Raw genomic sequence first — 19,761 nt, 5'->3', positions numbered from 1 at the left:
CGGCAGGGTGGGTTCTCCATCGCCTGATCCGGATCCCACCCGGTCAATATCCAGCCCGTCCGCGGTCCCGGCAACCCGAGCCAAAAGCCCTGCTCACACATCTGGGGGATGCCTAACGGCTGAATCGCCGCCGATCTATTGAACAACTATTGGCGCGCTTCTAACGTTACCGCCGTTGCACCGAATGGAGTATCGGCACCACAGCAGAGCAGCTAATGGCATCGACCGGATGACGGAGGCGGTCAGGATGGCAGACACGCGCAGGCTCCCCGGCCCCAACGCAGACATGTGGGACTGGCAGCTGGAGGGGTCGTGCCGGGGGATGGACAGCGGATCCTTCTTCCACCCGGACGGAGAGCGGGGACCAGCGAGGGCACGGCGCGAGGCCAGGGCCAAGGCGATCTGCCTGTCGTGCCCGGTGCTGGAGATGTGCCGCAAGCACGCGCTCGCCGTGCACGAGCCCTACGGCATCTGGGGCGGGCTGTCCGAATCGGAACGGGACCACATCATCAAGCAGGACAAACGCGCGCTGACCATGGCGCGCATCTGACTTTCATCACGGCGCGGAAGGGGCGGTGTCCACTGTGGACGCCGCCCCTCCGCCGTTTCCGGGCCACAGCGAGAGCGCGAGGTCGATGACTGTCATCAGCGAGTCGAGGCTGACACCGTCGCGCGCTTGCATGGTCAGTCCATAGAAGACAGTCGCGTACAGCGCACTGAGCGCGTCAATGTCCACAGTGGCCGCGAGGTCTCCTTCTTCCACTCCACGACGAAGGCGCTCACGAAGCTGACGTCGCACTTCGTCGCGTGAAGCAGCGAGAAACTTCCACACGGAGGCATTGGCTGGCGTGCAATTGGTAGCCGCCAGAACGACCATGCAGCCCTTCGGATGCCCCGGTTCCACGTACGCGCAAGCGTTGTTGCGAAGCATCGCTTCAACCGCCGCGCGCGCCGTCGGTTCTTCGGTCAACGCGCGCATCGTGTGCCGCCCGTAGGCGGATTGGTAATGCTCGATCGCTTCGCGGAACAGTGCCTCCTTGTCGCCGAAGGCCGCGTACAGACTCGGCGGCTTGATGCTCATCGCCTCGGTCAGCTCCGCCAGCGACGCACCGTCGTAGCCGCGCTCCCAGAACACCAGCATGGCCTGGTTGAGCGCGTGCTCGCGGTCGAACGCGCGCGGGCGGCCACGGGGTGACATGAACCACCTTCTTTAGTGAGCGATACAGAAGTCTTGACCCGATCCATCGTACGCGGCTATTTATTTAGTCATCACTACAGAAAGAGGTGGGGCATGGGCACCCTGGACGGCAAGGTCGCACTGGTCACCGGCGGAAGCCGCGGCATCGGCGCGGCGATCGCACTCCGGCTGGCCGAGGACGGCGCGGACGTCGCGATCACCTACGAACGCGCCGCGGACCGGGCGGCGGACGTGGTCGCGTCCATCGAGAAACTCGGCAGGCGAGGTCTGGCTCTGCGGGCAGACGCCGCGGACGCGGACGCGGTGACCAGCGCGGCCGACCGGACCGCGGCCGAACTGGGCGGGCTGGACGTGCTGGTGAACAACGCCGGAGTGTTCCCGTCGGCACCGGTCGAAGAGCTGACCACGGAAATGATCGACCGCACGCTGGCGATCCACGTGAAGGCCCCGCTGGTGGCGGCCCGGGCCGCGGTACGGCACATGAAGCAGGGCGGGCGGATCGTGTCGATCGGCAGCGATTTGGCGGAGCGCGCGCCATTCGTCGGATTGAGCCTGTACTCAGCGAGCAAGTCGGCGCTGACGGGGATGACCAAGGGCCTGGCGCGCGACCTGGGGCCGCGCGGAATCACGGCGATGGTGGTCCACCCGGGCTCGACGGACACCGAGATGAACCCGGCGGACGGACCGCATTCCGCGGACCAGTTGGCGCATATCGCGTTGGGGCACTACGGAAATCCGTCGGACATCGCGGCCGCGGTGGCTTACCTGGCGGGTCCGGAGGGCCGGTATCTGACCGGGACGTCGATCACGGTGGACGGCGGGTTCACCGCCTGATCGGCTTTCAGCGGTTCCGGACGCACCTCTAGCGCGACCACCGCACGGTACGCCGTCCGCTTGCCGGGGCGAAGAGCTGGCACCGGGATCGCACTGCTGGACGGCCACCCCGTCGATGTCGCCGCGCTGAAGACTTCACCGCCGGCCGTGTTCACCGGAACGGCCGCGATGTTCGGGCGAGCGGGTCTCGCAGAGCTGGGCAGAATGTTCCCCAGCCTGCCGGTCATGCGGAAGCAACCGCCCCACGACGGAAAGCGGGGCGGCACTCCCCGAAGGGAATGCCGCCCCGCCGCAACAACGCAGAGGCTGATCCGCGTCAGTGCGAGTGCCCGTGGCCAGCGGCCTCCGGCTCTTCCTCGACCGGCTTCTCGACCACGGAGCTTTCCGTGGTGAGCACCAGCCGGGCGATGGACGCCGCGTTCGCGACGGCCGAGCGGGTCACCTTGACCGGGTCGACGATGCCGCCCGCGATCAGGTCGGTCAGCTCGCCGGTGGCGGCGTTGAAGCCCTGGCCCCAGCCCTGCTCCTGGACCTTGTTCACGATGACCGCGCCCTCGTAGCCCGCGTTCGTCGCGATCCAGTGCAGCGGGGCGGTGAGCGCGTCGCGGACGATGCGCACCCCGGTGGCCTCGTCGCCGGTCAGGCCGAGATCGCCCTGGAGTTCCTTGACCGCGTGCACCAGCGCCGAACCGCCGCCGGGCAGGATGCCCTCCTCGACGGCCGCCTTGGTGGAAGCCACGGCGTCCTCGATGCGGTGCTTGCGCTCGTTCAGCTCGGTCTCGGTGGCCGCGCCGACCTTGATCACGGCCACGCCGCCGCCGAGCTTCGCGAGCCGCTCCTGGAGCTTTTCGCGGTCCCAGTCGGAGTCGGTGGTCTCGATCTCCTTGCGGATCTGCGCGGTCCGCGCGGCGATGGCGTCCTTGGTGCCCGCGCCGTCGACGATCGTCGTGTCGTCCTTGGTGACGACGACCCGGCGAGCCTTGCCCAGCGAGCCGAGGTCGACCTCGGACAGCTTGCGGCCGATCTCCGCGGAGATGACCTCGCCGCCGGTGACGACGGCAAGGTCGTCCAGGAAGGCCTTGCGGCGGTCGCCGAAGAACGGGGCCTTGACCGCGACCGCGGTGATCGTCTTGCGCAGCGAGTTCACCACGAGGGTGGACAGCGCCTCGCCGTCGACGTCCTCGGCGATGATGAGCAGCGGCTTCTTCGCCTCGACGACCTTCTCCAGCACCGGGAGCAGGTCGGCCAGCGCCGAGATCTTCTCGCGGCTCAGCAGGATGTAGGCGTCCTCGAGGATCGCCTTCTGGTCCTCCGGGTTGGTCGCGAAGTGCGCCGACAGGAAGCCCTTGTCGAACTGGACGCCCTCGGTGATCACCAGCTCGGTCGCCAGCGTGGACGACTCCTCGATGGTGATCACGCCGTCCTCGCCCACGCGCTCGACGGCCTCGCCGAGCAGCTGGCCGATCGTCGCGTCCCGCGAGGTGACGGTGCCGACCTGGGCGATGTTGTCGCGGCCCTTGACCGGGGTGGCCTTGGCCTTGAGGACCTCGATGACCTTCTCCGCGGCCGCTTCGATGCCCTTGCCGACCGAAGTCGGGTTGGCGCCGGCGGCGACGTTGCGCAGGCCGTGCTTCACCAGCGACTGGGCCAGCACCGTGGCGGTGGTGGTCCCGTCGCCCGCGACGTCGTTGGTCTTGGTGGCGACGCTCTTCGCGAGCTGCGCGCCGAGGTTCTCGAACGGGTCGTCGAGCTCGATCTCACGAGCGACGGTGACACCGTCGAGGGTGATCGTCGGGCCGCCGAACTTCTTGTCGAGGACGACGTGGCGACCGCGCGGGCCGAGGGTGACCTTGACCGCGTCGGCGAGCTTGTTCACCCCGCGCTCGAGCGCGCGACGAGCGTCCTCGTCGAAACTGATCTGCTTGGGCATAACGCTTTCCGCTTACCTTTCGGTTGTCGTGCGACGCAAAACGCCCCGCACCCCGGCATGAGCGGGGCCCGGGGCGTCCTTGCGCTGCGAGTGACGCGTCAGTTGATGACGGCCAGCACGTCGCGGGCGGAGAGGATCAGGTAGTCCTCGCCGTTGTACTTGACCTCGGTGCCGCCGTACTTGGAGTAGATGACGACGTCGCCGACAGCCACGTCCAGCGGAACGCGGTTGCCCTTGTCGTCGATGCGGCCCGGGCCCACGGCCAGAACCTTGCCCTCCTGGGGCTTCTCCTTGGCGGTGTCGGGGATGACGAGGCCGGAGGCGGTCGTCTCCTCGGCCTCGCTCGTCTGGACAACGATCTTGTCCTCGAGCGGCTTGATGTTCACGCTCACCGGGTTGACCTCCACGGTCGTCGAAAGCGTCGGCATGATGACTGGTTACGGCTCATACCACCCCCGCCGTCGCGGGTGCCGGGGCGTGTCCGGGCCGTTCGATTAGCACTCTAGCCATGTGAGTGCCAGCTTCGCAAGGAGGGTCCGCCGGACCTGCCGAAACGTGAGACGAAAGCCGCTGACCGGCCCGTTTGCTCCGGGTCGCGCGCGAGCGCCTTCCGCGGGGCGGCAGACGGCCAAGACATCGCCGCCCCATCCGGGCGGATAATCCCCACCAAGTCCCCCGGCGACTGGTTGGATCCGCACAGACAGGCATCCCACCCCTGGAGTCCTCCTATGCTTCGCTCACTCCCGTGGCGGCTGGCCGCTGCCACCACCGGGCTGCTGGCGTTAGTCGCGGTCTCCGCGCCCGCCTCCGCACAGCCCGCCAACGAAGCCCGCCAGCGGGCCTTCGCCGACGCTGCCTCCGAATACGGCGTCCCGGTGGACGTCTTGCTGGCCGTCTCGTACCTGGAATCCCGCTGGGACACTCATTCCGGCGCGCCCAGCACCGCAGCCGGGTACGGCCCGATGCACCTCACCGACGTCCGCACCACCGGCCTGCGGACCAGCGAATTCGACCACCCCGGCGAAGACCCCCGCGGCGACGGCTCCCGTCCGCCCCTGCGCCTGCGGACGCTCGAAGCTCCGACTCCCCCGCCCGGCAGCCAAACCATCGACAAGGCCGCTGAGCTGCTGCACACCGACGCGGCGAAGCTCCGTACGGACGCCGAAGCGAACATCCGCGGCGGCGCGGCGCTGCTGGCCGAGTACCAGCGAGAGTTGGGCGTCAAGAGCGACAACGCGAAGGACTGGTACGGAGCCGTCGCGCGATACAGCGGCTCCGAGGACGTCACCGGCGCGCGCACCTTCGCCAACGAGGTCTTCGCCACCATCACCAGCGGCGTCACGCGTACGACCGACGACGGCCAGGCCGTCAAACTCGCCGCGACATTCGGCCTCACGCCGGACCGCGCGCAGGCGGACCGCCTCGGCCTGCGTGCTGGGAAGCCGCCGGCCACCGAGTGCCCGAGGTCGCTGTCCTGCGAATCGGCGCCCGCGCCGTTCCAGAAGATCGGCGACAGCTACGGCAACTACGACAAGGCCGACCGGCCACGCGACCAGAAGATCGACTACATCGTCATCCACGACACCGAGGGCACCTGGGACTCGGTGCTGAAGCAGGCCCAGACCCCCGGTCAGACCGCGTGGCACTACACGGTCCGCTCCTCAGACGGCCAGGTCGCCCAGCACGTGCCGACCAAGGACGTCGCCTGGCACGCCGGGAACTGGTACCTGAACGAAAAATCCCTCGGCGTCGAGCACGAGGGCTTCGCCGCGCAGGGCACCTGGTTCACCGAGGCGATGTACCGCCAGTCCGCGAAGCTCGTGCGCTACCTCGCCCACCGCTTCGGCGTTCCGCTGGACCGGGCGCACATCCTGGGCCACGACAACGTGCCCGGCCCGAACGCGGACAAGATCAAGAGCATGCACTGGGACCCGGGTCCGTACTGGGACTGGGCGCACTACTTCGCCCTGCTCGGCGCTCCCCTGGAGCACGAGGGCGAACCGGATTCCAGTCTGGTCATGATCGATCCGCAGTTCTCCGCCAACCGCCCGGCGTTCACCGGCTGCGACCAGATCGGGTCCGGAAACCCCTGCCCGGAGCGGAGTTCGGGATCGGTCGTGCTGCGCACCGCGCCGAGCGAGTCCGCGCCGCTGCTGTCCGATGCGGGCCTGCACGGGCCTGAACCATCCACAATGGACGTCGCGGACATCGGCAGCCGCGCGGCCACCGGGCAGAAGTACGCCGTCGCGGACACCCGCGGCGACTGGACCGCGATCTGGTACCTCGGCCAGAAGGGCTGGTTCCGCAACCCGGGCGACGCGCCGACCGCGTATCCGGCGGACGGATTCGTCGCGACGCCCAAGGAGGGCAAGCCGACCGTGCCGGTCTACGGGAGCGCGTACCCGGAGGCCAGTGCGTATCCGAAGGACATTCCGGTGCAGGAGCTCATGCCGCTGCCGTACCAGCTCGGCGCGGGCCAGAAGTACTCGGTCGGCGGGCTGACCGGCTCGGAGTACTACTCGGCGTCCTTCGACGTCGCGACCAACAAGGTCGTGCGGGGCAAGGCGAAGTACGTGGAAATCCAGCTCGGCCACCGCGTGGCGTACGTCAGCCGCGACGACGTCGACCTCGAACCCTCGTGAGTGGCGATCCCGGCGAGAACCGGGATCGCCACTCACGAGTCCAGAGCCACCTTGACCCCCGCGCCGGCCTCCGTATTACGCCGAGTCTTAGCCCACCCGTTACGCCCGCGCACCAGCCGGAACAACGCCCGCCAAGACGTGATGTAGAAGGTGTAGATGTAAGCCGCGTACAGCAGCCCCATCCCCACCCCACGCACAACATTCTTGCTGCGCAAGCATTTCATCTGGTAAATCGGACCCCACACGACGAACGGCAGCAGCCCGAACGAACCGTAGATCGCGAAGAGAATCCAAGCCCCGCCGGTGAACCACGTCCACACCTGGCCGGGATCGCCCGCGGTGCTCACCAGAAGCAGGATGAACGGCACCGGGTACAGCAGCGAGCCGAGCAGCTGCATCCACGGCTGCGCCAGGTAGTACATCATTTCCGCGGCGCCCAAAGTGGACACGTGCGGCGAGTCCCAGATCCGGCGCAGGTACCGCATGCACTGCATGGTTCCCTGACCCCAGCGCGTGCGCTGCACCAGGAACCGGCGGAGGCTGTACAGACCTTCTTGCGCCACATGCGAATCCGGCGTGAACCCGGTGCGCCAGCCCGCGGTGAGCAGGTGCACGCCGAGTTCGAAGTCCTCCAGCAGCGAACCGCGCCACGGGGCCAGTTCGCCGCCCGCGATCGAGTCCAATGCGGACAGCCGGGTGAACTGCCCGTTGCCGCCCATGGAGATCGTGCCGGTGAAGCCGCGGGAGGTCTGGATCGCCGCGATCGCGGTGCGGAACTCCAAGTCCTGCAGCTGGGCGAGCTTGAGTCCGAAGGCGCGGGAGAACCACGTGCGGCCGGGCGGACGGCTGCGGAAGTTGCTCATCCGGACGTCGAGCTGAACGGCGCCAACGGTTTCGTCGCCGAACAGATGGTCTGCCGCGCACACTTCGAGACAGTTCGGCGCAGGACGGCCGTCCGCGTCGACCACTACGACCACCACGCGGTCCCGATCCGCACCTGGACCGAGCCAGTCGTCCAGCTCGCGGTAGGCGGCGTTGAGCGCGTCTCCCTTGCCCGTACGCGCTTCTGGGCGCTGACGGGCGACGAGGTGCAGATTCGGGTCGTAGCCGCCGTTGCGCCGCCACACCGAGCGCACGACGCGGGCGGTGCGGTCGTCGGAGTCGTCGTCCACGACCCACACGTGCGCGCGGCGGAAGGTGCTGCGCAGGTACTTCACCGTCTCGCGGATCACCACCTCCTCGTCGCGGCAGGGGACGAAGAAGTGCCAGGAGAAGTCGGCCGGGTCGCCGACCGGAGCGGGCTTGCGGCGCAGGTACGGCACGACGATCACCACGACGTACACCAGGAACGCGACGCTCATGGTGAGCGCGAACGCCTGCGTGACCGACAGCAGGATCTTCAGGCCGGAACCACTCACGCCGCGGCCCGTTTCTCGGCCTTCGTCTTCTTCGTCGCCAGCCACACGAACAGCACCAGCGAGATCGCGCCGCCGATGACGCTGACCAGCGAGCCGAGCAGCGTGTGGCCCCAGTAGTAGCCCTCGTCGGTGCCGAGCCCGTTGACCAGCCCGACGATGGTGAGAATTCGTAACTGATTAACCAGAATCACCGTGATCGCGGAAATTCCCAGCGAGAAAAACAGCCTCCGGGCATTCTGTGGCCGGAACCACAGAAGTGCGGCGGTCACTAATAGCAGCGGTAGAAGAAGGAAAACCGACGAGCATTCCGGAGTCATCCGCAACCCGAATGGAGTATCGCCGGACAACCCGAAGTAGACCGATTCCCGGTTTCCGGCCACATAGACCCCCGATGAGGTGATAACCCGGAGGATCACCCCAGCCAGTCGCACCTCCAGTTCCCGGTACCCGCGTTCCACGAGCACCAGCACCACCCCCGCGGCGAGCACCCCGAGCACCGCCATACGCAGCGGAAACCGGGATGCGCCTGACACCGGCGCGTTGACTGCTGTCACGACGACCCTCTCAAGAAGAAACCCAGCGGAACCAGGGCGGACCCGGCCACGGTCGTGTCCGCGGCAGCTTCCGCCCTTCGCCGGGCAGCCCCTTTCCGGGGACACCCGAGCAGCTTTCGGCATATTCTTACGCAAGCTTGCTAGTCCGTTAGGGTGATACTTCACACGACCTGGGGAAAGTCGAATTTATTATCACCCGATCTGGTGATTCAGCGAAAAAGCTGTGCTATTTCGGAAACGTCCGCCGATAACCGATCCGCGTGCCGACTCTTGCTCAGCGGGTTTAGTCCGCGCAGCGGCTCGCCCTGAGAAAATTCGGAGGACCAGTGAAGAGACACCTCGTGCGACGAGGCGGCCTGCTCGCCGCTGTCGTGGCGAGCATCGCCCTGGCCGGAGCAGCTCCGGCCAGCGCCGCTCCCGGCGACGGGTCGGCCTACGGCGTCGACGTCAACGTGACGCTGCTCGGCCAGCCCGCGGTGCATCTCGGCCCGCTCGCGGCCGCGAACACCAACGGCCCGACCGAAAGCACCGCGGTTTCCGCGAACGTGCCCGGCGTGCTGACCACCGGCGTGATCAAGACGTCCGCTGTGCGCGACGACAACTCCGGCGCGGTCACGGCGAAAGCGTCCGTCGCCGACGTCGGGCTGCCGCTGCTCAAGGTCGCGGTCGGCAATGTCGGGGTGAAGGCGGTCGAAGCCGTCTGCACCGCGACCCAGGAAGGCGTCAAGGGCTCCAGCACGCTGGCCGGCGCCAGCCTCGGCAGCCTCGGCAAGGTCGACGCCAACCCGGCGGCGAACACCGAACTGAAGGTCCAGGTCGGCCCGCTGCACGTGGCGACGCTGATCCTGAACGAGCAGATCAAGAACAAGGACGGCAGCCTCACCGTCAACGCCCTGCACCTGAAGCTGCTCGGCGGCGACGCGCTGGGCGCGCTCGGCTCGGGCGACGTGATCCTGTCGTCGGCGACCTGCGGCCCGGCCGCTCCGCCGATGCCGCTCGCCTCGGGGGCAGGCATGTGGATCGGGTTCGGCGTGGTCGCCGCGATCGCGGTGCCGGTCGGCCTGCGCGTCTCCCGGCGTCGTTCGGCTGCCTGACCCGGTGAGGTGATGGATCGATGTACAAGATGCCTGGCGCCGGGGTCGGCGTCGCCGGTGGCGGGGTGGGTACCCTCGCCGCCACCGGCGCCGACGTCGGCTGGTGGCTCGCGGTCGGCGTGGCGCTGGTGATCCTCGGGATCGCCGCACTGATCGCCGTCCGCCGCCGGAATCGGCGGTTCTCCCGCCTGGACGGCTGAAGAATCCGGGCTGCCGGCGTGCTCCCGTCGGCAGCCCGGATTTCCGGGACACTCGAAAGGGTGAAAACGTTGGACGTGATGCTGCTGGCCGGGACGCGCCCGGAGGCGGTGAAGCTCGCGCCGCTCGCACTGGCCCTGGAGGCCCGGCCCGGGCTGCGGCCGCTGGTCGTGCACAGCGGTCAGCACCAAGGCATGGTCGAACAGGCACTGGCCCCGTTCGAGGTCGGGATCGACGCGTGGCTCGACCTGCCGCCGCGGGTGTCCGGCACGCAGGCGGAACTGGTGTCCGGCCTGCTGCCCGCGCTCGACGCCGCGCTGCGCCGCTACCAGCCGTCGGCGGTCGTCGTGCAAGGCGACACCACCACCGGACTGGCCGGCGCGCTCGCCGCGTTCTGGCTCGGCATTCCAGTGGTGCACCTCGAAGCCGGACTGCGTACGCACGACTTGGCGGCGCCGTTCCCCGAGGAGGGAACGCGGCAGATGATCTCGCGGATCGCCGCACTGCACCTGGTCCCGACGGCGGCCGCGGGCGCGGCTTTGCTGGCCGAGGGCGTCCCTTCGGAGCGGATCACGCGTACTGGCAACACCGTCGTCGACGCCGTGCTCGCGGTGGCGGCGCGCGACTTGCCCGCGCGCGATCCGGCGCTTGCCTTGCTGGAGATGGGAATCGCCGAAGCAGGCGAGCAGTTGGTGCTGGTGACGTCGCACCGCCGCGAGTCGTGGGGCGAACCGTTGACGCGCACGCTGACTGCGGTGCGCCAGATCGTCGATGCCCATCCGCGCGTGCAGGTGCTGTTCCCGGTGCATCCGAATCCGGCTGTGCGGGAACAGGTCGAGGAGGTGCTGGGCGGAGTCGCGCGAGTGACCGTCACTGAGCCGCTGGAGTATCCAGACCTCGTGCGCGCGCTGCGGTTGGCCTCGCTCGTGCTGACGGATTCCGGTGGTATCCAAGAGGAAGCGCCGACGTTCGGCACGCCGGTACTGGTGTTGCGTGACACCACGGAACGCCCGGAGGCCGTCGAAGCCGGTTGCGCTTGGCTGGTCGGCACCGACACCGAGCTGATCGCCGACACCGCCGCACGCATTCTCCGCGGTGAGATTAACGCTGCCACGTCAGCTAATCCGTACGGAAACGGTTCCGCCGCCGCGCAGTCAGCTTCGGCGATCGAGGCGTTGCTGGGGGTGTCCGTCAGCTCCGCCGCTCTCGTGAGTCCTAAAGGGACACAACATTGACCGGCAGCCCCGGGTTCGCTGAGAAGTCCAGCGGTGCCACGGATCGACCGGCCGCCACCACGTGCGCACCCAACGCCGCGATCATCGCGCCGTTGTCCGTGCACAAGCGCGGCCGCGGCACGCGCAGCTCAATGCCAGCCTCCGCGCACCGCTCCGCCGCCAACTCCGAAAGCCGCGAATTCGCTGCCACGCCACCCGAAATCACCAACGTACCGATGTTCTGTTCGCGCGCGGCACGGATCGCCTTCGCGGTGAGCACGTCCGCGACCGCTTCCTGAAAGGACGCCGCGACGTCGTTCACCGGCACCGGGTCGCCGGTGCGCTCGGTGTTCTCCACCCAGCGTGCCACCGCCGTTTTCAAGCCAGAGAAGGAAAAGTCGAACTTCGCGTCGCGCGGACCGGTCATCCCGCGCGGAAACGCGATCGCCTTCGGGTTGCCCTGCTTGGCCGCCTTGTCGATCGGCGGCCCGCCCGGATACGGCAGCTCCAGCACACGCGCGACCTTGTCGTACGCCTCGCCCGCCGCGTCGTCCACAGTGGACCCGAGTTCGGTGATGCCCGACGCGATGTCGTCCACTCGCAACAGTTGCGTGTGCCCGCCGGAAACCAGCAACGCCAACACCGGCTTCGGCAACGGGCCGTGCTGCAACGTGTCCACCGCGATGTGGCCGGCAAGGTGATTCACGCCGTACAGCGGCACGTCAAGCGCGGTCGCATACGCCTTCGCCGCCGAAACGCCCACCAGCAAGGCACCAGCGAGACCCGGTCCGGCCGTCACCGCGATCGCGTCCACATCGGAGAGTTTCAGCCCCGCCGTGGCGAACGCGCGCTCCGCCGTCGGCACCATCGCTTCGAGATGCGCACGGCTGGCAACCTCCGGCACGACACCGCCGAAGCGAGCGTGCTGGTCCACACTGGACGCGACCTCGTCAGCGAGCAGTTCCACCGTGCCGTCGTCGTGCAGCCGGACGAGGCCGACCCCGGTCTCGTCGCAGGAACTTTCGATACCCATGATGACGCGCGCCATCAGCCGACCACCTCGTCTCGTGCCGGGGCCTGCGCGGGGCGGGCCATGGTGAACGCGTCCGCACCGGAAGGCTGGTAGTAGCGCTTCCGGATGCCGAGTTTCTGGAAACCGTGCGCCTCGTACAGATTCACAGCGGGGTCGTTGTCCGTGCGCACTTCGAGGAAGACCGCCGCGTGCAACTCGTCAGCACGCGTCAGCAACGCACGAAGCAGCGCCTTGCCGATGCCCTGCCCTTGAGCCTCGGGCACGACACCGATCGTGTGGACGCTCGCTTCGTAGTCACCGCGCCGTCCGACCACCGCGAGCCCCGCGTACCCGAGCAGCGTCTCCCCGTCATCCGACCGCGCCGCCAGGTAGTAATGCCCCTGGTCAAGCTCGGAATGGAACGCACGCGCACTCCATGGATCGTCGCCGGGAAAGAGGATCTTCTCGATCTCCGCACACCTCGCGACGTCTGCGCGGCGCAGTTGGTCGAGCTTCACAGTGCAGTCACCCTCTTGCGCGCCGTGGGCTCGACAGCGTCCGGACGACGCAGGTACAGCGGCGTCAACGGCTCCGGCTCAGCGCGCTCAAGAAGCGCCGTACGCGCAACGCGCACCAACCCAGCCGGCGACGGAAACCGCGGCTCGATCGGCACCACGCCCACCGCTGCCGCGTACTGCAACGCCCCGTCGCCCGCCGCGACACGAATGTCAGTCTCGATGTCCGCGGGCCGCTGTACGTGGGGACCGTCCGTGCGCGCACCCGAAGCGTCGTACGCAGCCCAGTAGACCTCGCGGCGCCGCGCGTCCGTGAAGACGAGAAACGGCTTCTCCGTGCGTACGACGTCAGCCGCGATCGCGTCGAGACTGCTCACCGGGTACGCCGGAATGCCGAGCGCGTGCGCGTACGCAGCCGCCGTGGCCATGCCAGCCCGCAGCCCGGTGAATGGGCCCGGCCCGACGCCGCACACGATCGCGTCGAGTTCGCGGAGCGTGACCCCGGCCTCCTCCGCAGCAGCCAGCGCATGCGGGGCGATCAGCTCGCCGTGCGCCCGAGGATCCACCGTGACGCGATCCGCCCGGGGGACAAGCTCAGCCTCGTCGACGGCGACGATGCCCGCCGTCACCGCCGGAGTAGCCGTGTCGATCGCCAATACCAGCACGATTTCCCAGGATAGCTCTGGTCCGAAGGGGACCGGGGAGCGGGCGGGGCGGTCTCCGGGGTCCAGGAAGATACGTTCCGTGACGAAGCTGTGCCACCTGAGGTGCCGCAGGTGACCCAGCCGCTCAATGTGCGGAAATACGAACAGAACCCTGGTGCTCTGCTCCCCAGGCCGCCGAGGTCTTCAACGCGGTCCGCAACCGCAAAATCGCCGGCCAGGTAGCCCCGGTCTGCACCTGGAACGACCGCGAAACAGCTTCTTCGCCATCGTCCTGCTCCCCGGGAAGGGCGGCCTCGCCACCGTCTACCAAAATACGACCCCTGCGCGGTCGCCCTGAATGCGGCAACGCCGGTCGTCGCCACCCTCCGGGCAGGTTCCTGACACCTGCCCGGCTTGGGGGATTTTGTCCGCACGCGGAACCTCGACCGATTAAGCTCAGTCAGAGCATCGGCAGTCGCAGACAGTGCCGCCGGGAGCGAGGGGAAGCGTCATCGTGGGCAATGGGCAGTCGTCCAGCAGCAGCCAGCCGGCGGACGGTCGCGCGGGGTATGTCGACCCGGAAGAGCAGGCCAGGCGCGACCGCCAGGACAAGCAGTTCGGCGAAGCGATGAACTCCAACGGCGTGCGCGCCTACCAGCAGCGCGCGGCTGAAGACGCGAAGGTCAACGCCGCGGCGGCGGGCGGCGGGTTCAACATGGACGTCGACGCGATGCGGAAGCTGCAGCCCAGGTGGCAGGAGATCGCGGACAAGCTCAGCGACATGGTGCGAGCAGGCGGTCAGTTGAAAATCGTGCCTCCGCCAGCCGACGACCCGGCCAGCACGCTCCAAAAGAAGGCCGCTGACGGCCACGCCGATGCCTACGTAGCGAGCTTGCAGCAGCAGGAGTACGCAAAGGGCTACGCGCTCAAGTTGAAAGACGCAATCGCCAAGTACGAAGAGCAGGACCAAGCCAACACCAGCAGCCTGCGCAAGCAAGGATGACCTGCGTGAAGCCCATTACTCTCGCCACGACAGGTTGCCTCCTCCTTCTCGCTGCCACCGCTTGTTCCTCAACCCCGGGAACTCCGGTTCCAGCGACACCCGAGTCGTCCTCCGCGCCGACGAGCACCACGCGCAGCGTGCCCAAGGTGAGCAACCCGCTCGACGCGACCAAATACGAGCAGAACCCCTGCGCGCTGCTCAGCCAAGCCCAGGCAACCGAGGTCATCAACGCCGTCCGCCACCGGCAGGGCAACGGCCTCGTCGCACCGCTGTGCACCTGGTACGACGACAGGGACAACAGCGTCGGCCTCGGGCTGCTTCCCGGCCAAGGCGGCCTCGCCGGCGCCTACACCAACGCCGACAGCGAATCCGGATACTTCGAAGCCGCCCCCGACGTCAACGGCTACCCCGCCGTCTTCGCGGGTACAACCGACGACCGGAAACGCGGCGGCTGCCAAATCGCCGTCGGAATCAAAGACGACGAAACCTTCACCGCCTCCGTGCTGCTCGACAAATCGTTCCCCGGCTACAACGACCCGTGCGCGCTGGCAGCGAAAACCGCGACCGCTGCCGTCACCACTCTCAAGGCAGGTGCTTGATGGCTAACCTTTCCCCGCAGGAAATCGTTCACCTGGTCAAATCGGGCAAGGGTTCCGGCGGCATGTTCCACGGTTCCGACCAGTCGGCGGCCCTCTCCTCTCAGCACGAGGACATCGCCAGCGAAATGCGGCAGCTTCAGAGCTCGATGGACGAGTACTGGAAAGGCGACGCCGCCGGTCGGGCATACGTTGGGGCTGGGCCACTGGTCCAGGCTTCCCAGACCAGTGGCCAGCACCTCGCGCAAGCGCAGGCGCTCTACTCCGGTCAGGGCGGTTCCTTCGACGGACTGCGCGACAAGATCGCGTCGGTCGGCGATCTCGGGGACAAACCGGCGGACGACTGGGTCAGCGACACTCCGTTGTCTTTCCTCTCCAACCGTTCCGACGAAATCGATGCGTGGAACAAAAAAGCGCAAGAAGTCGTCAGCAGTTACGAGTCTTATCACGGGGAATCGACGGACAACTCCGCTCGCTGGGCGGACCCGTCGCAATACGGGCAGCTGGCTCTCCCCTCCGCTGGCGGTGACTTCACCATCACCCAGCCCGGCGGCACCGGCACCGCGCATCTGCCCACGCACTACACCCCGGGCGGCCCCGGCGGCACCCATTCCGAGGGCGGCTACGTCGGCGGCAGCACCGGCAGCGACACCACCCACCGCGACCACTCCGGCGATCGCACTGGGCCGCCGGGAACGTTGCCGCCTTCGGACACCCACCGGTGGGACCCGGTGTCTCCGCCGCACAGCAATCCGCCGGAGACGCCGGGCAAATACGTTCCGCCGCACAACAACCTGCCCGACGACACCCGGACGTCCAGTTACGTTCCGCCGGACCTGACGAGCACCAACAACCCCAACAGCACCAGCAATCCCAACTCCTGGTCGTTCAACAGCAGCAACCCCAACACCACCGGCGGGGGCGGCAGCAGTCTGTACACACCGGGGATCCCGGGAACCGGCGGCGGCAACGCGGGCAGCAACGGCAGCGGCAACGCGGGTAGCAACGTCGGCCGAGGAGCGGGGACCGGCACCGGTCCCTTCGGCAACGCAGAAGGGACCGCGCGAGGCGGAGCGGCGGCGGGAGCCACCGGGCGTGCCGGGGCGTCGGGCATGGGTGCGGGCGCGATGGGCCGCGGCCAGAAGGGCGAAGTGGAAGAAGACCTCGTCCACGAGACCGCCGACTACCTGGTCGAGCAGGATCCCGACGCCGCGCTCATCGGGGACCTTCCGAAGGCGGTTCCGCCGGTGATCGGGCTCTGACGATGCTCGTGCTCGCCCGTGAGCTGGTGCTCCCTGCCGACTGCCTGCCCCTCGCGGCGGAACTGGCTGGGGTTTCGCTCCCGGCGGCGCTCGCGCCCGACCCGCTTTGGCGCGACCCCGAGGAGACGCGCGCGTACCGCGAAGCCGCGGTGAGCGCCATGGCCGACCAAGGTGTGTGGGGTCGCGGCGGTCTGGACGAGACGTTCGTCCGGACCATGACCGTGTTGTGCCGTGGGGCCAGCGAACTTTCGGCGACCGTCGAGAGCGGGCGGGATCGGCGGTATCGGCTGGTTGTCGCGGCACTAGGCAAGGACGGGGTGCTCGCTTGCCACATGCCCTCCACCAGCACGGTGGTGGTGCGGCCGGCCCGAGCCGAGGCGCTGGCCGAGGATCTGATCCGGGAGTTGCCGCGCGTCCAGCCTGCGCAGGGGCAGGCGGTGTCGGTGCCGGAATCGGCGTTGAACCTGGCTATCGACGGCGGTCCGGCCCGCCAGGATGTGCGGCATTTGCTTGACGTCGCCGCGTTGCCGAGGGTGGGCGGCGGGCAGATCACCGCGGGGGTCCGCGACGGGCTCGGCGGGCGGCGGATCAGCGGGCGCGACATCTGCACGTATTACGACACCGAGCACGGGCGTTACCTGTTCTCCTTCTCCGAAACCGACGGCGGCGAGCGGTACGTGAACGTCGCACCGGCCCGGCCCGAAACGATGGTCGAGCGCGTGCGCGCGCTGCTCGACAATCTCGCCTGAACCTGGGTACCCCGGACAATCCGGAGCTGTGAATCGCGTCGCAGGTGGCGACCGCCACAAGGCGGTACGGTGCGGTTCCAGGTGCCGGTGACGCAGGAGGTCCGCGAAAGTGCCCGATCCGCTGTTTCCCGCAGTCGCCGCCGGATCCGGCAAGGAAGCGCTGCGCTTCGGCGACCGAAAACTCAGCTACGCCGAACTCGGCGCGGTCGCCGGGGCGCTGGCCGCCGAGCTGCCGCGAGACCGCCGGGTCGCGGTGTGGGCGACGCCGACGCCGCACACCAGCGTCGCGGTGGTCGCCGCGTTGCTCGCCGGGGTTCCGGTGGTGCCGCTCAACCCCAAGATCGGCGAGCGCGAACTCGGCCACATCCTCGCCGACAGCGAGCCCGCGCTGGTGCTCGCCGAGCCCGGCGTCGAACTGCCTGCCGCGCTTGACCTGCCGCGACACGACATTCCGCTGGCGGGCGACGGGAAGCCGCCGGCCGGCGAGCCGGACGCCGAAGCGCCCGCGTTCATCGTCTACACCTCGGGCACGACCGGTCCGCCCAAGGGCGTCGTACTCCCCCGTCGCGCGATCGCGACCACACTCGACGCGCTTGAGGACGCCTGGCAGTGGACGGCCGACGACGTGCTCGTCCACGGCCTGCCGCTGTTCCACGTCCATGGCCTGATCCTCGGCATCCTCGGTCCGCTGCGCCGCGGCGGCTCGGTCCGCCACCTTGGCCGGTTCTCCCTCGAAGGCGTCACCGAGGAACTCGCGAACGGCGCGACGATGCTGTTCGGCGTCCCGACGATGTACCACCGGATCGCCGAAGCGGTCGCGGCCGACGAAGCCCTCGCTGACGCGCTCAAGTCCGCGCGGCTGCTGGTCTCCGGCTCGGCCGCGTTGCCGGTGCACGACCACCAGCGGATCACCGCCGCGACCGGACAGCAGGTCGTGGAGCGCTACGGCATGACCGAAACCCTGATGAACACCAGCGTCCGCGCCGACGGCGAGCGCAAGCCGGGTTCGGTCGGCGTCCCGCTCGCCGGGGTCGAGCTTCGGCTGGTCGACGAGTCCGGGGCCGCGGTGGAAGAACCCGGCGTGGTCGGCGAGATCCAGGTCCGCGGGCCGAATCTGTTCACCGAATACCTCAACCGCCCGGACGCGACCGCCGCCGCGCTCGACGGCGACTGGTTCCGCACCGGCGACATGGCCACCCGCGACCCCGACGGCTACGTCCGGATCGTCGGCCGCAAGGCCACCGACCTGATCAAGAGCGGCGGCTACAAGATCGGCGCGGGCGAGATCGAGAACGCGCTGCTGGAACACCCGAACGTCGCCGAGGTGGCGGTGACCGGCGAACCGGACGACGACCTCGGCGAGCGGATCGTCGCGTGGGTCGTGCCGGACGGCGAACGCCCGACCGTGGAGGACCTCGCCGGCCACGTGTCGAAGCTGCTCGCCCCGCACAAGCGGCCGCGCGTCGTGCGATACCTGGATGCCTTGCCGCGCAACGACATGGGCAAAGTCATGAAGCGAGCGCTGGGATGAGGACCACCGCGCGCGAGCTGCTGGCCGGCCTCTCCACCGGGTTCGCCGATCTGCCCGTCGCGGACACCCCGGCGGACGATCCGCTCGGCTGGCCGGGGTATCCGGAGGCTCGCGCCGCGGCCGCCGCGCGCACTGGCGAAACCGAATCGGTGGTCGTCGGGGAAGCGCGCATCGGCGACGTGCCCACGGTGCTGATCGCCTGGGAGTTCGGCTTCCTCGGCGGTTCGATCGGACAGCAGACCGGCGACCGCGTCGAAGCCGCCTTCGCCCACGCGAAAGAGCGTGGACTGCCAGTGGTTTCGCTGGTCGCGACTGGCGGCAGCCGGATGCAGCACGGCATGCGCGCGCTTTCCCAGCTCCAACGAATCGCGCGCGCCTCCGCGGAAGCGCGCGCGGCGGGCGTCCCGCAGATTTCCGTTCTCCGCGACCCGTCGACCGGCGGCGGCTGGGCGACGCTCGGCGCCGGTTCCGACGTCGTGTTGGGACTGCCGGACGCGCAAGTGGGCTTCGCAGGCTCCCGCGTACGGCCTGCAACGTCTCCGGCAGAGGCGTACACCGTCGAAGCGAAGCTTGAGTGGGGCCAAGTCGACCGTCTCGTTGAAACAGCGGAGCTGGGAGACGTACTCGCGCGCTGGCTACAGCTGTTGGCCTCGCCGTCGACAGAGCCTGCTCCCCCGCCGAACGCCCTTCGCGACACCGCGCTGCCCGAAACCGGCTGGGACGCCGTACGTGCGGCGCGCGCTTCTTCGCGAGCGCGTGCACCCGAGTACCTCGACGCGTACTTCGACTGGCGAGAGAACGTACAAGGCGACCGTGCCGGTCACGTGGACGAAGGCGTCCAATGTGGCTTCGGTTGGCGAGACGGCCGCGCGATCGCGTACGCAGCACAGTGCGGCACCGCGACGCGTCCGGCCGGTTTCCGCACCGCAGAGCGACTCGTCCGGCTGGCGTCCCGGTTAGGGATTCCGGTGCTGACTCTGGTGGACACTCCCGGCGCGGCAAACGACACGGAAGCGGAAGAAGGCGGGATCGGACCAGCGATCGCGGAGCTGTTCGAGGCGATCGCCACCGCCGCGGTGCCGGTCACGACGCTGGTGATCGGCGAGGGCGGTTCGGGTGGTGCGCTGGCTTTCGCCGCTTCGGGCGCGACGTGGATCGCCCCGGACGCTTACTTCTCGGTCACTTCCCCGGAAGCCGCGGCGGCGATCCTGAAACGCCCGATGACCGAAGTGCCGGCCGTGGCCGACCAGCTGCGGTTGCGCCCGCAGGATCTGGTCGGCCTCGGCCTGGCACTCGGAATCGTCGAGTCCTGACGGGTCACGCCTCGACGGCGCGGACCCGCCACTTGCGCTGCGCGTAGGACGCGA

Annotated in this window: 20 protein-coding genes; 12 read left to right on the top strand and 8 right to left on the bottom strand. The window is 68.7% G+C overall.

Annotation, left to right across the window (positions count from 1 at the left end; genetic code table 11):
• The first annotated feature begins 247 nt into the window (after positions 1-247).
• Positions 248-550, top strand: a complete 303-nt coding sequence (locus A4R44_RS29600) for a WhiB family transcriptional regulator (protein ID WP_067588170.1) — start codon at positions 248-250, stop codon at positions 548-550.
• A 6-nt stretch (positions 551-556) separates the two neighbouring features.
• Here A4R44_RS29600 and A4R44_RS29595 read toward each other — a convergent pair whose 3' ends face one another.
• Entirely contained in the window at positions 557-1,198 is a 642-nt protein-coding gene (locus A4R44_RS29595; protein WP_067588024.1) for a TetR/AcrR family transcriptional regulator, read from the bottom strand.
• Between the two features lie 93 nt (positions 1,199-1,291).
• Here A4R44_RS29595 and A4R44_RS29590 point away from each other — a divergent pair, with 93 nt between their 5' ends.
• The gene (locus A4R44_RS29590) at positions 1,292-2,032 is read left to right on the top strand and encodes an SDR family NAD(P)-dependent oxidoreductase (protein ID WP_067588021.1); all 741 of its coding nucleotides are present in this window, start codon (positions 1,292-1,294) and stop codon (positions 2,030-2,032) included.
• Positions 2,033-2,348: 316 nt separating this feature from the next.
• Here the strand turns inward: A4R44_RS29590 and groL are convergent, their stop codons facing one another.
• Both groL and groES read right to left on the bottom strand, forming a co-directional pair.
• The gene (groL, locus tag A4R44_RS29585) at positions 2,349-3,962 is read right to left on the bottom strand and encodes a chaperonin GroEL (protein WP_067588018.1); all 1,614 of its coding nucleotides are present in this window, start codon (positions 3,960-3,962) and stop codon (positions 2,349-2,351) included.
• Between the two features lie 98 nt (positions 3,963-4,060).
• Positions 4,061-4,390, bottom strand: a complete 330-nt coding sequence (gene groES, locus A4R44_RS29580; RefSeq protein WP_020662728.1) for a co-chaperone GroES — start codon at positions 4,388-4,390, stop codon at positions 4,061-4,063.
• A gap of 300 nt (positions 4,391-4,690) precedes the next feature.
• Between groES and A4R44_RS29575 the strand changes: the two genes are divergently transcribed.
• Positions 4,691-6,604 (top strand): peptidoglycan recognition family protein, encoded by a 1,914-nt coding sequence (locus tag A4R44_RS29575; protein ID WP_067588015.1) that lies wholly within the window; start codon positions 4,691-4,693, stop codon positions 6,602-6,604.
• 32 nt (positions 6,605-6,636) lie between these two features.
• Here A4R44_RS29575 and A4R44_RS29570 read toward each other — a convergent pair whose 3' ends face one another.
• Both A4R44_RS29570 and xrtP read right to left on the bottom strand, forming a co-directional pair.
• The gene (locus A4R44_RS29570) at positions 6,637-7,965 is read right to left on the bottom strand and encodes a glycosyltransferase (protein ID WP_067588167.1); all 1,329 of its coding nucleotides are present in this window, start codon (positions 7,963-7,965) and stop codon (positions 6,637-6,639) included.
• Between the two features lie 53 nt (positions 7,966-8,018).
• Complete coding sequence (gene xrtP, locus A4R44_RS29565) at positions 8,019-8,525, bottom strand: exosortase P (RefSeq protein ID WP_067588012.1); 507 nt, start codon at positions 8,523-8,525, stop codon at positions 8,019-8,021.
• A gap of 377 nt (positions 8,526-8,902) precedes the next feature.
• On the opposite strand from xrtP, the gene A4R44_RS29560 reads away from it, so the two are divergent.
• The 3 genes from A4R44_RS29560 (at position 8,903) to wecB (ending at position 11,103) form a co-directional block, all read left to right on the top strand.
• Positions 8,903-9,670, top strand: coding sequence for a choice-of-anchor P family protein (locus A4R44_RS29560; RefSeq protein ID WP_067588009.1), 768 nt, complete (start codon positions 8,903-8,905; stop codon positions 9,668-9,670).
• Positions 9,671-9,690: 20 nt separating this feature from the next.
• Positions 9,691-9,870: an LPXTG cell wall anchor domain-containing protein gene (locus A4R44_RS29555; RefSeq protein WP_067588006.1), complete on the top strand. Its 180-nt coding sequence runs from the start codon at positions 9,691-9,693 to the stop codon at positions 9,868-9,870.
• Between the two features lie 69 nt (positions 9,871-9,939).
• Positions 9,940-11,103: a non-hydrolyzing UDP-N-acetylglucosamine 2-epimerase gene (gene wecB / locus A4R44_RS29550; RefSeq protein ID WP_067588165.1), complete on the top strand. Its 1,164-nt coding sequence runs from the start codon at positions 9,940-9,942 to the stop codon at positions 11,101-11,103.
• Here wecB and tsaD read toward each other — a convergent pair.
• The 3 genes from tsaD to tsaB are packed head-to-tail and all read right to left on the bottom strand — an operon-like array spanning position 11,084 to position 13,274.
• Positions 11,084-12,130, bottom strand: a complete 1,047-nt coding sequence (tsaD, locus tag A4R44_RS29545) for a tRNA (adenosine(37)-N6)-threonylcarbamoyltransferase complex transferase subunit TsaD (protein ID WP_067588003.1) — start codon at positions 12,128-12,130, stop codon at positions 11,084-11,086. The genes wecB and tsaD overlap by 20 nt on opposite strands.
• Positions 12,130-12,612: a ribosomal protein S18-alanine N-acetyltransferase gene (rimI, locus tag A4R44_RS29540; RefSeq protein ID WP_067588000.1), complete on the bottom strand. Its 483-nt coding sequence runs from the start codon at positions 12,610-12,612 to the stop codon at positions 12,130-12,132. The genes tsaD and rimI overlap by 1 nt, the downstream gene beginning before the upstream one ends.
• Complete coding sequence (gene tsaB, locus A4R44_RS29535) at positions 12,609-13,274, bottom strand: tRNA (adenosine(37)-N6)-threonylcarbamoyltransferase complex dimerization subunit type 1 TsaB (protein ID WP_067587997.1); 666 nt, start codon at positions 13,272-13,274, stop codon at positions 12,609-12,611. The genes rimI and tsaB overlap by 4 nt, the downstream gene beginning before the upstream one ends.
• Positions 13,275-13,767: 493 nt before the next feature.
• Between tsaB and A4R44_RS29530 the strand changes: the two genes are divergently transcribed.
• The 6 genes from A4R44_RS29530 (at position 13,768) to A4R44_RS29505 (ending at position 19,707) form a co-directional block, all read left to right on the top strand.
• Positions 13,768-14,256 carry a hypothetical protein gene (locus tag A4R44_RS29530; protein ID WP_067587994.1) on the top strand — a complete coding sequence of 163 codons (489 nt, stop codon included), beginning with the start codon at positions 13,768-13,770 and terminating at the stop codon, positions 14,254-14,256.
• Positions 14,253-14,855 carry a DUF3558 domain-containing protein gene (locus A4R44_RS29525; RefSeq protein WP_202505523.1) on the top strand — a complete coding sequence of 201 codons (603 nt, stop codon included), beginning with the start codon at positions 14,253-14,255 and terminating at the stop codon, positions 14,853-14,855. Before A4R44_RS29530 ends, A4R44_RS29525 begins: the two co-directional genes overlap by 4 nt.
• Entirely contained in the window at positions 14,855-16,114 is a 1,260-nt protein-coding gene (locus A4R44_RS29520; protein WP_067587992.1) for a hypothetical protein, read from the top strand. The genes A4R44_RS29525 and A4R44_RS29520 overlap by 1 nt, the downstream gene beginning before the upstream one ends.
• Before the next feature lie 2 nt (positions 16,115-16,116).
• Positions 16,117-16,863 (top strand): ESX secretion-associated protein EspG, encoded by a 747-nt coding sequence (locus A4R44_RS29515; RefSeq protein WP_067587983.1) that lies wholly within the window; start codon positions 16,117-16,119, stop codon positions 16,861-16,863.
• 109 nt (positions 16,864-16,972) lie between these two features.
• The gene (locus A4R44_RS29510; RefSeq protein ID WP_067587980.1) at positions 16,973-18,394 is read left to right on the top strand and encodes an acyl-CoA synthetase; all 1,422 of its coding nucleotides are present in this window, start codon (positions 16,973-16,975) and stop codon (positions 18,392-18,394) included.
• On the top strand, positions 18,391-19,707 hold the full coding sequence (locus tag A4R44_RS29505; protein WP_067587977.1) for a carboxyl transferase domain-containing protein: 1,317 nt from the start codon (positions 18,391-18,393) through the stop codon (positions 19,705-19,707). Before A4R44_RS29510 ends, A4R44_RS29505 begins: the two co-directional genes overlap by 4 nt.
• Positions 19,708-19,761: the final 54 nt, after the last annotated feature.

Source organism: Amycolatopsis sp. M39, assembly GCF_001651785.1.
In the GTDB taxonomy this organism is placed as follows: domain Bacteria; phylum Actinomycetota; class Actinomycetes; order Mycobacteriales; family Pseudonocardiaceae; genus Amycolatopsis; species Amycolatopsis rubida.
The sequence above is the reverse complement of the archived record's forward strand: the minus strand, read 5'-3'. Positions and strand labels throughout refer to the sequence as shown.

Coding starts and splice junctions, on each gene's coding strand:
- tsaD (WP_067588003.1), bottom strand. CDS start 12,130: ATGGCGCGCGTCATCATGGGTATCGAAAGTTCCTGCGACGAGACCGGG.
- A4R44_RS29515 (WP_067587983.1), top strand. CDS start 16,117: ATGCTCGTGCTCGCCCGTGAGCTGGTGCTCCCTGCCGACTGCCTGCCC.
- A4R44_RS29575 (WP_067588015.1), top strand. CDS start 4,691: ATGCTTCGCTCACTCCCGTGGCGGCTGGCCGCTGCCACCACCGGGCTG.
- A4R44_RS29600 (WP_067588170.1), top strand. CDS start 248: ATGGCAGACACGCGCAGGCTCCCCGGCCCCAACGCAGACATGTGGGAC.
- A4R44_RS29525 (WP_202505523.1), top strand. CDS start 14,253: ATGACCTGCGTGAAGCCCATTACTCTCGCCACGACAGGTTGCCTCCTC.
- xrtP (WP_067588012.1), bottom strand. CDS start 8,525: ATGGCGGTGCTCGGGGTGCTCGCCGCGGGGGTGGTGCTGGTGCTCGTG.
- groES (WP_020662728.1), bottom strand. CDS start 4,390: ATGCCGACGCTTTCGACGACCGTGGAGGTCAACCCGGTGAGCGTGAAC.
- groL (WP_067588018.1), bottom strand. CDS start 3,962: ATGCCCAAGCAGATCAGTTTCGACGAGGACGCTCGTCGCGCGCTCGAG.
- A4R44_RS29570 (WP_067588167.1), bottom strand. CDS start 7,965: ATGAGCGTCGCGTTCCTGGTGTACGTCGTGGTGATCGTCGTGCCGTAC.
- A4R44_RS29520 (WP_067587992.1), top strand. CDS start 14,855: ATGGCTAACCTTTCCCCGCAGGAAATCGTTCACCTGGTCAAATCGGGC.
- A4R44_RS29555 (WP_067588006.1), top strand. CDS start 9,691: ATGTACAAGATGCCTGGCGCCGGGGTCGGCGTCGCCGGTGGCGGGGTG.
- A4R44_RS29595 (WP_067588024.1), bottom strand. CDS start 1,198: ATGTCACCCCGTGGCCGCCCGCGCGCGTTCGACCGCGAGCACGCGCTC.
- A4R44_RS29505 (WP_067587977.1), top strand. CDS start 18,391: ATGAGGACCACCGCGCGCGAGCTGCTGGCCGGCCTCTCCACCGGGTTC.
- A4R44_RS29590 (WP_067588021.1), top strand. CDS start 1,292: ATGGGCACCCTGGACGGCAAGGTCGCACTGGTCACCGGCGGAAGCCGC.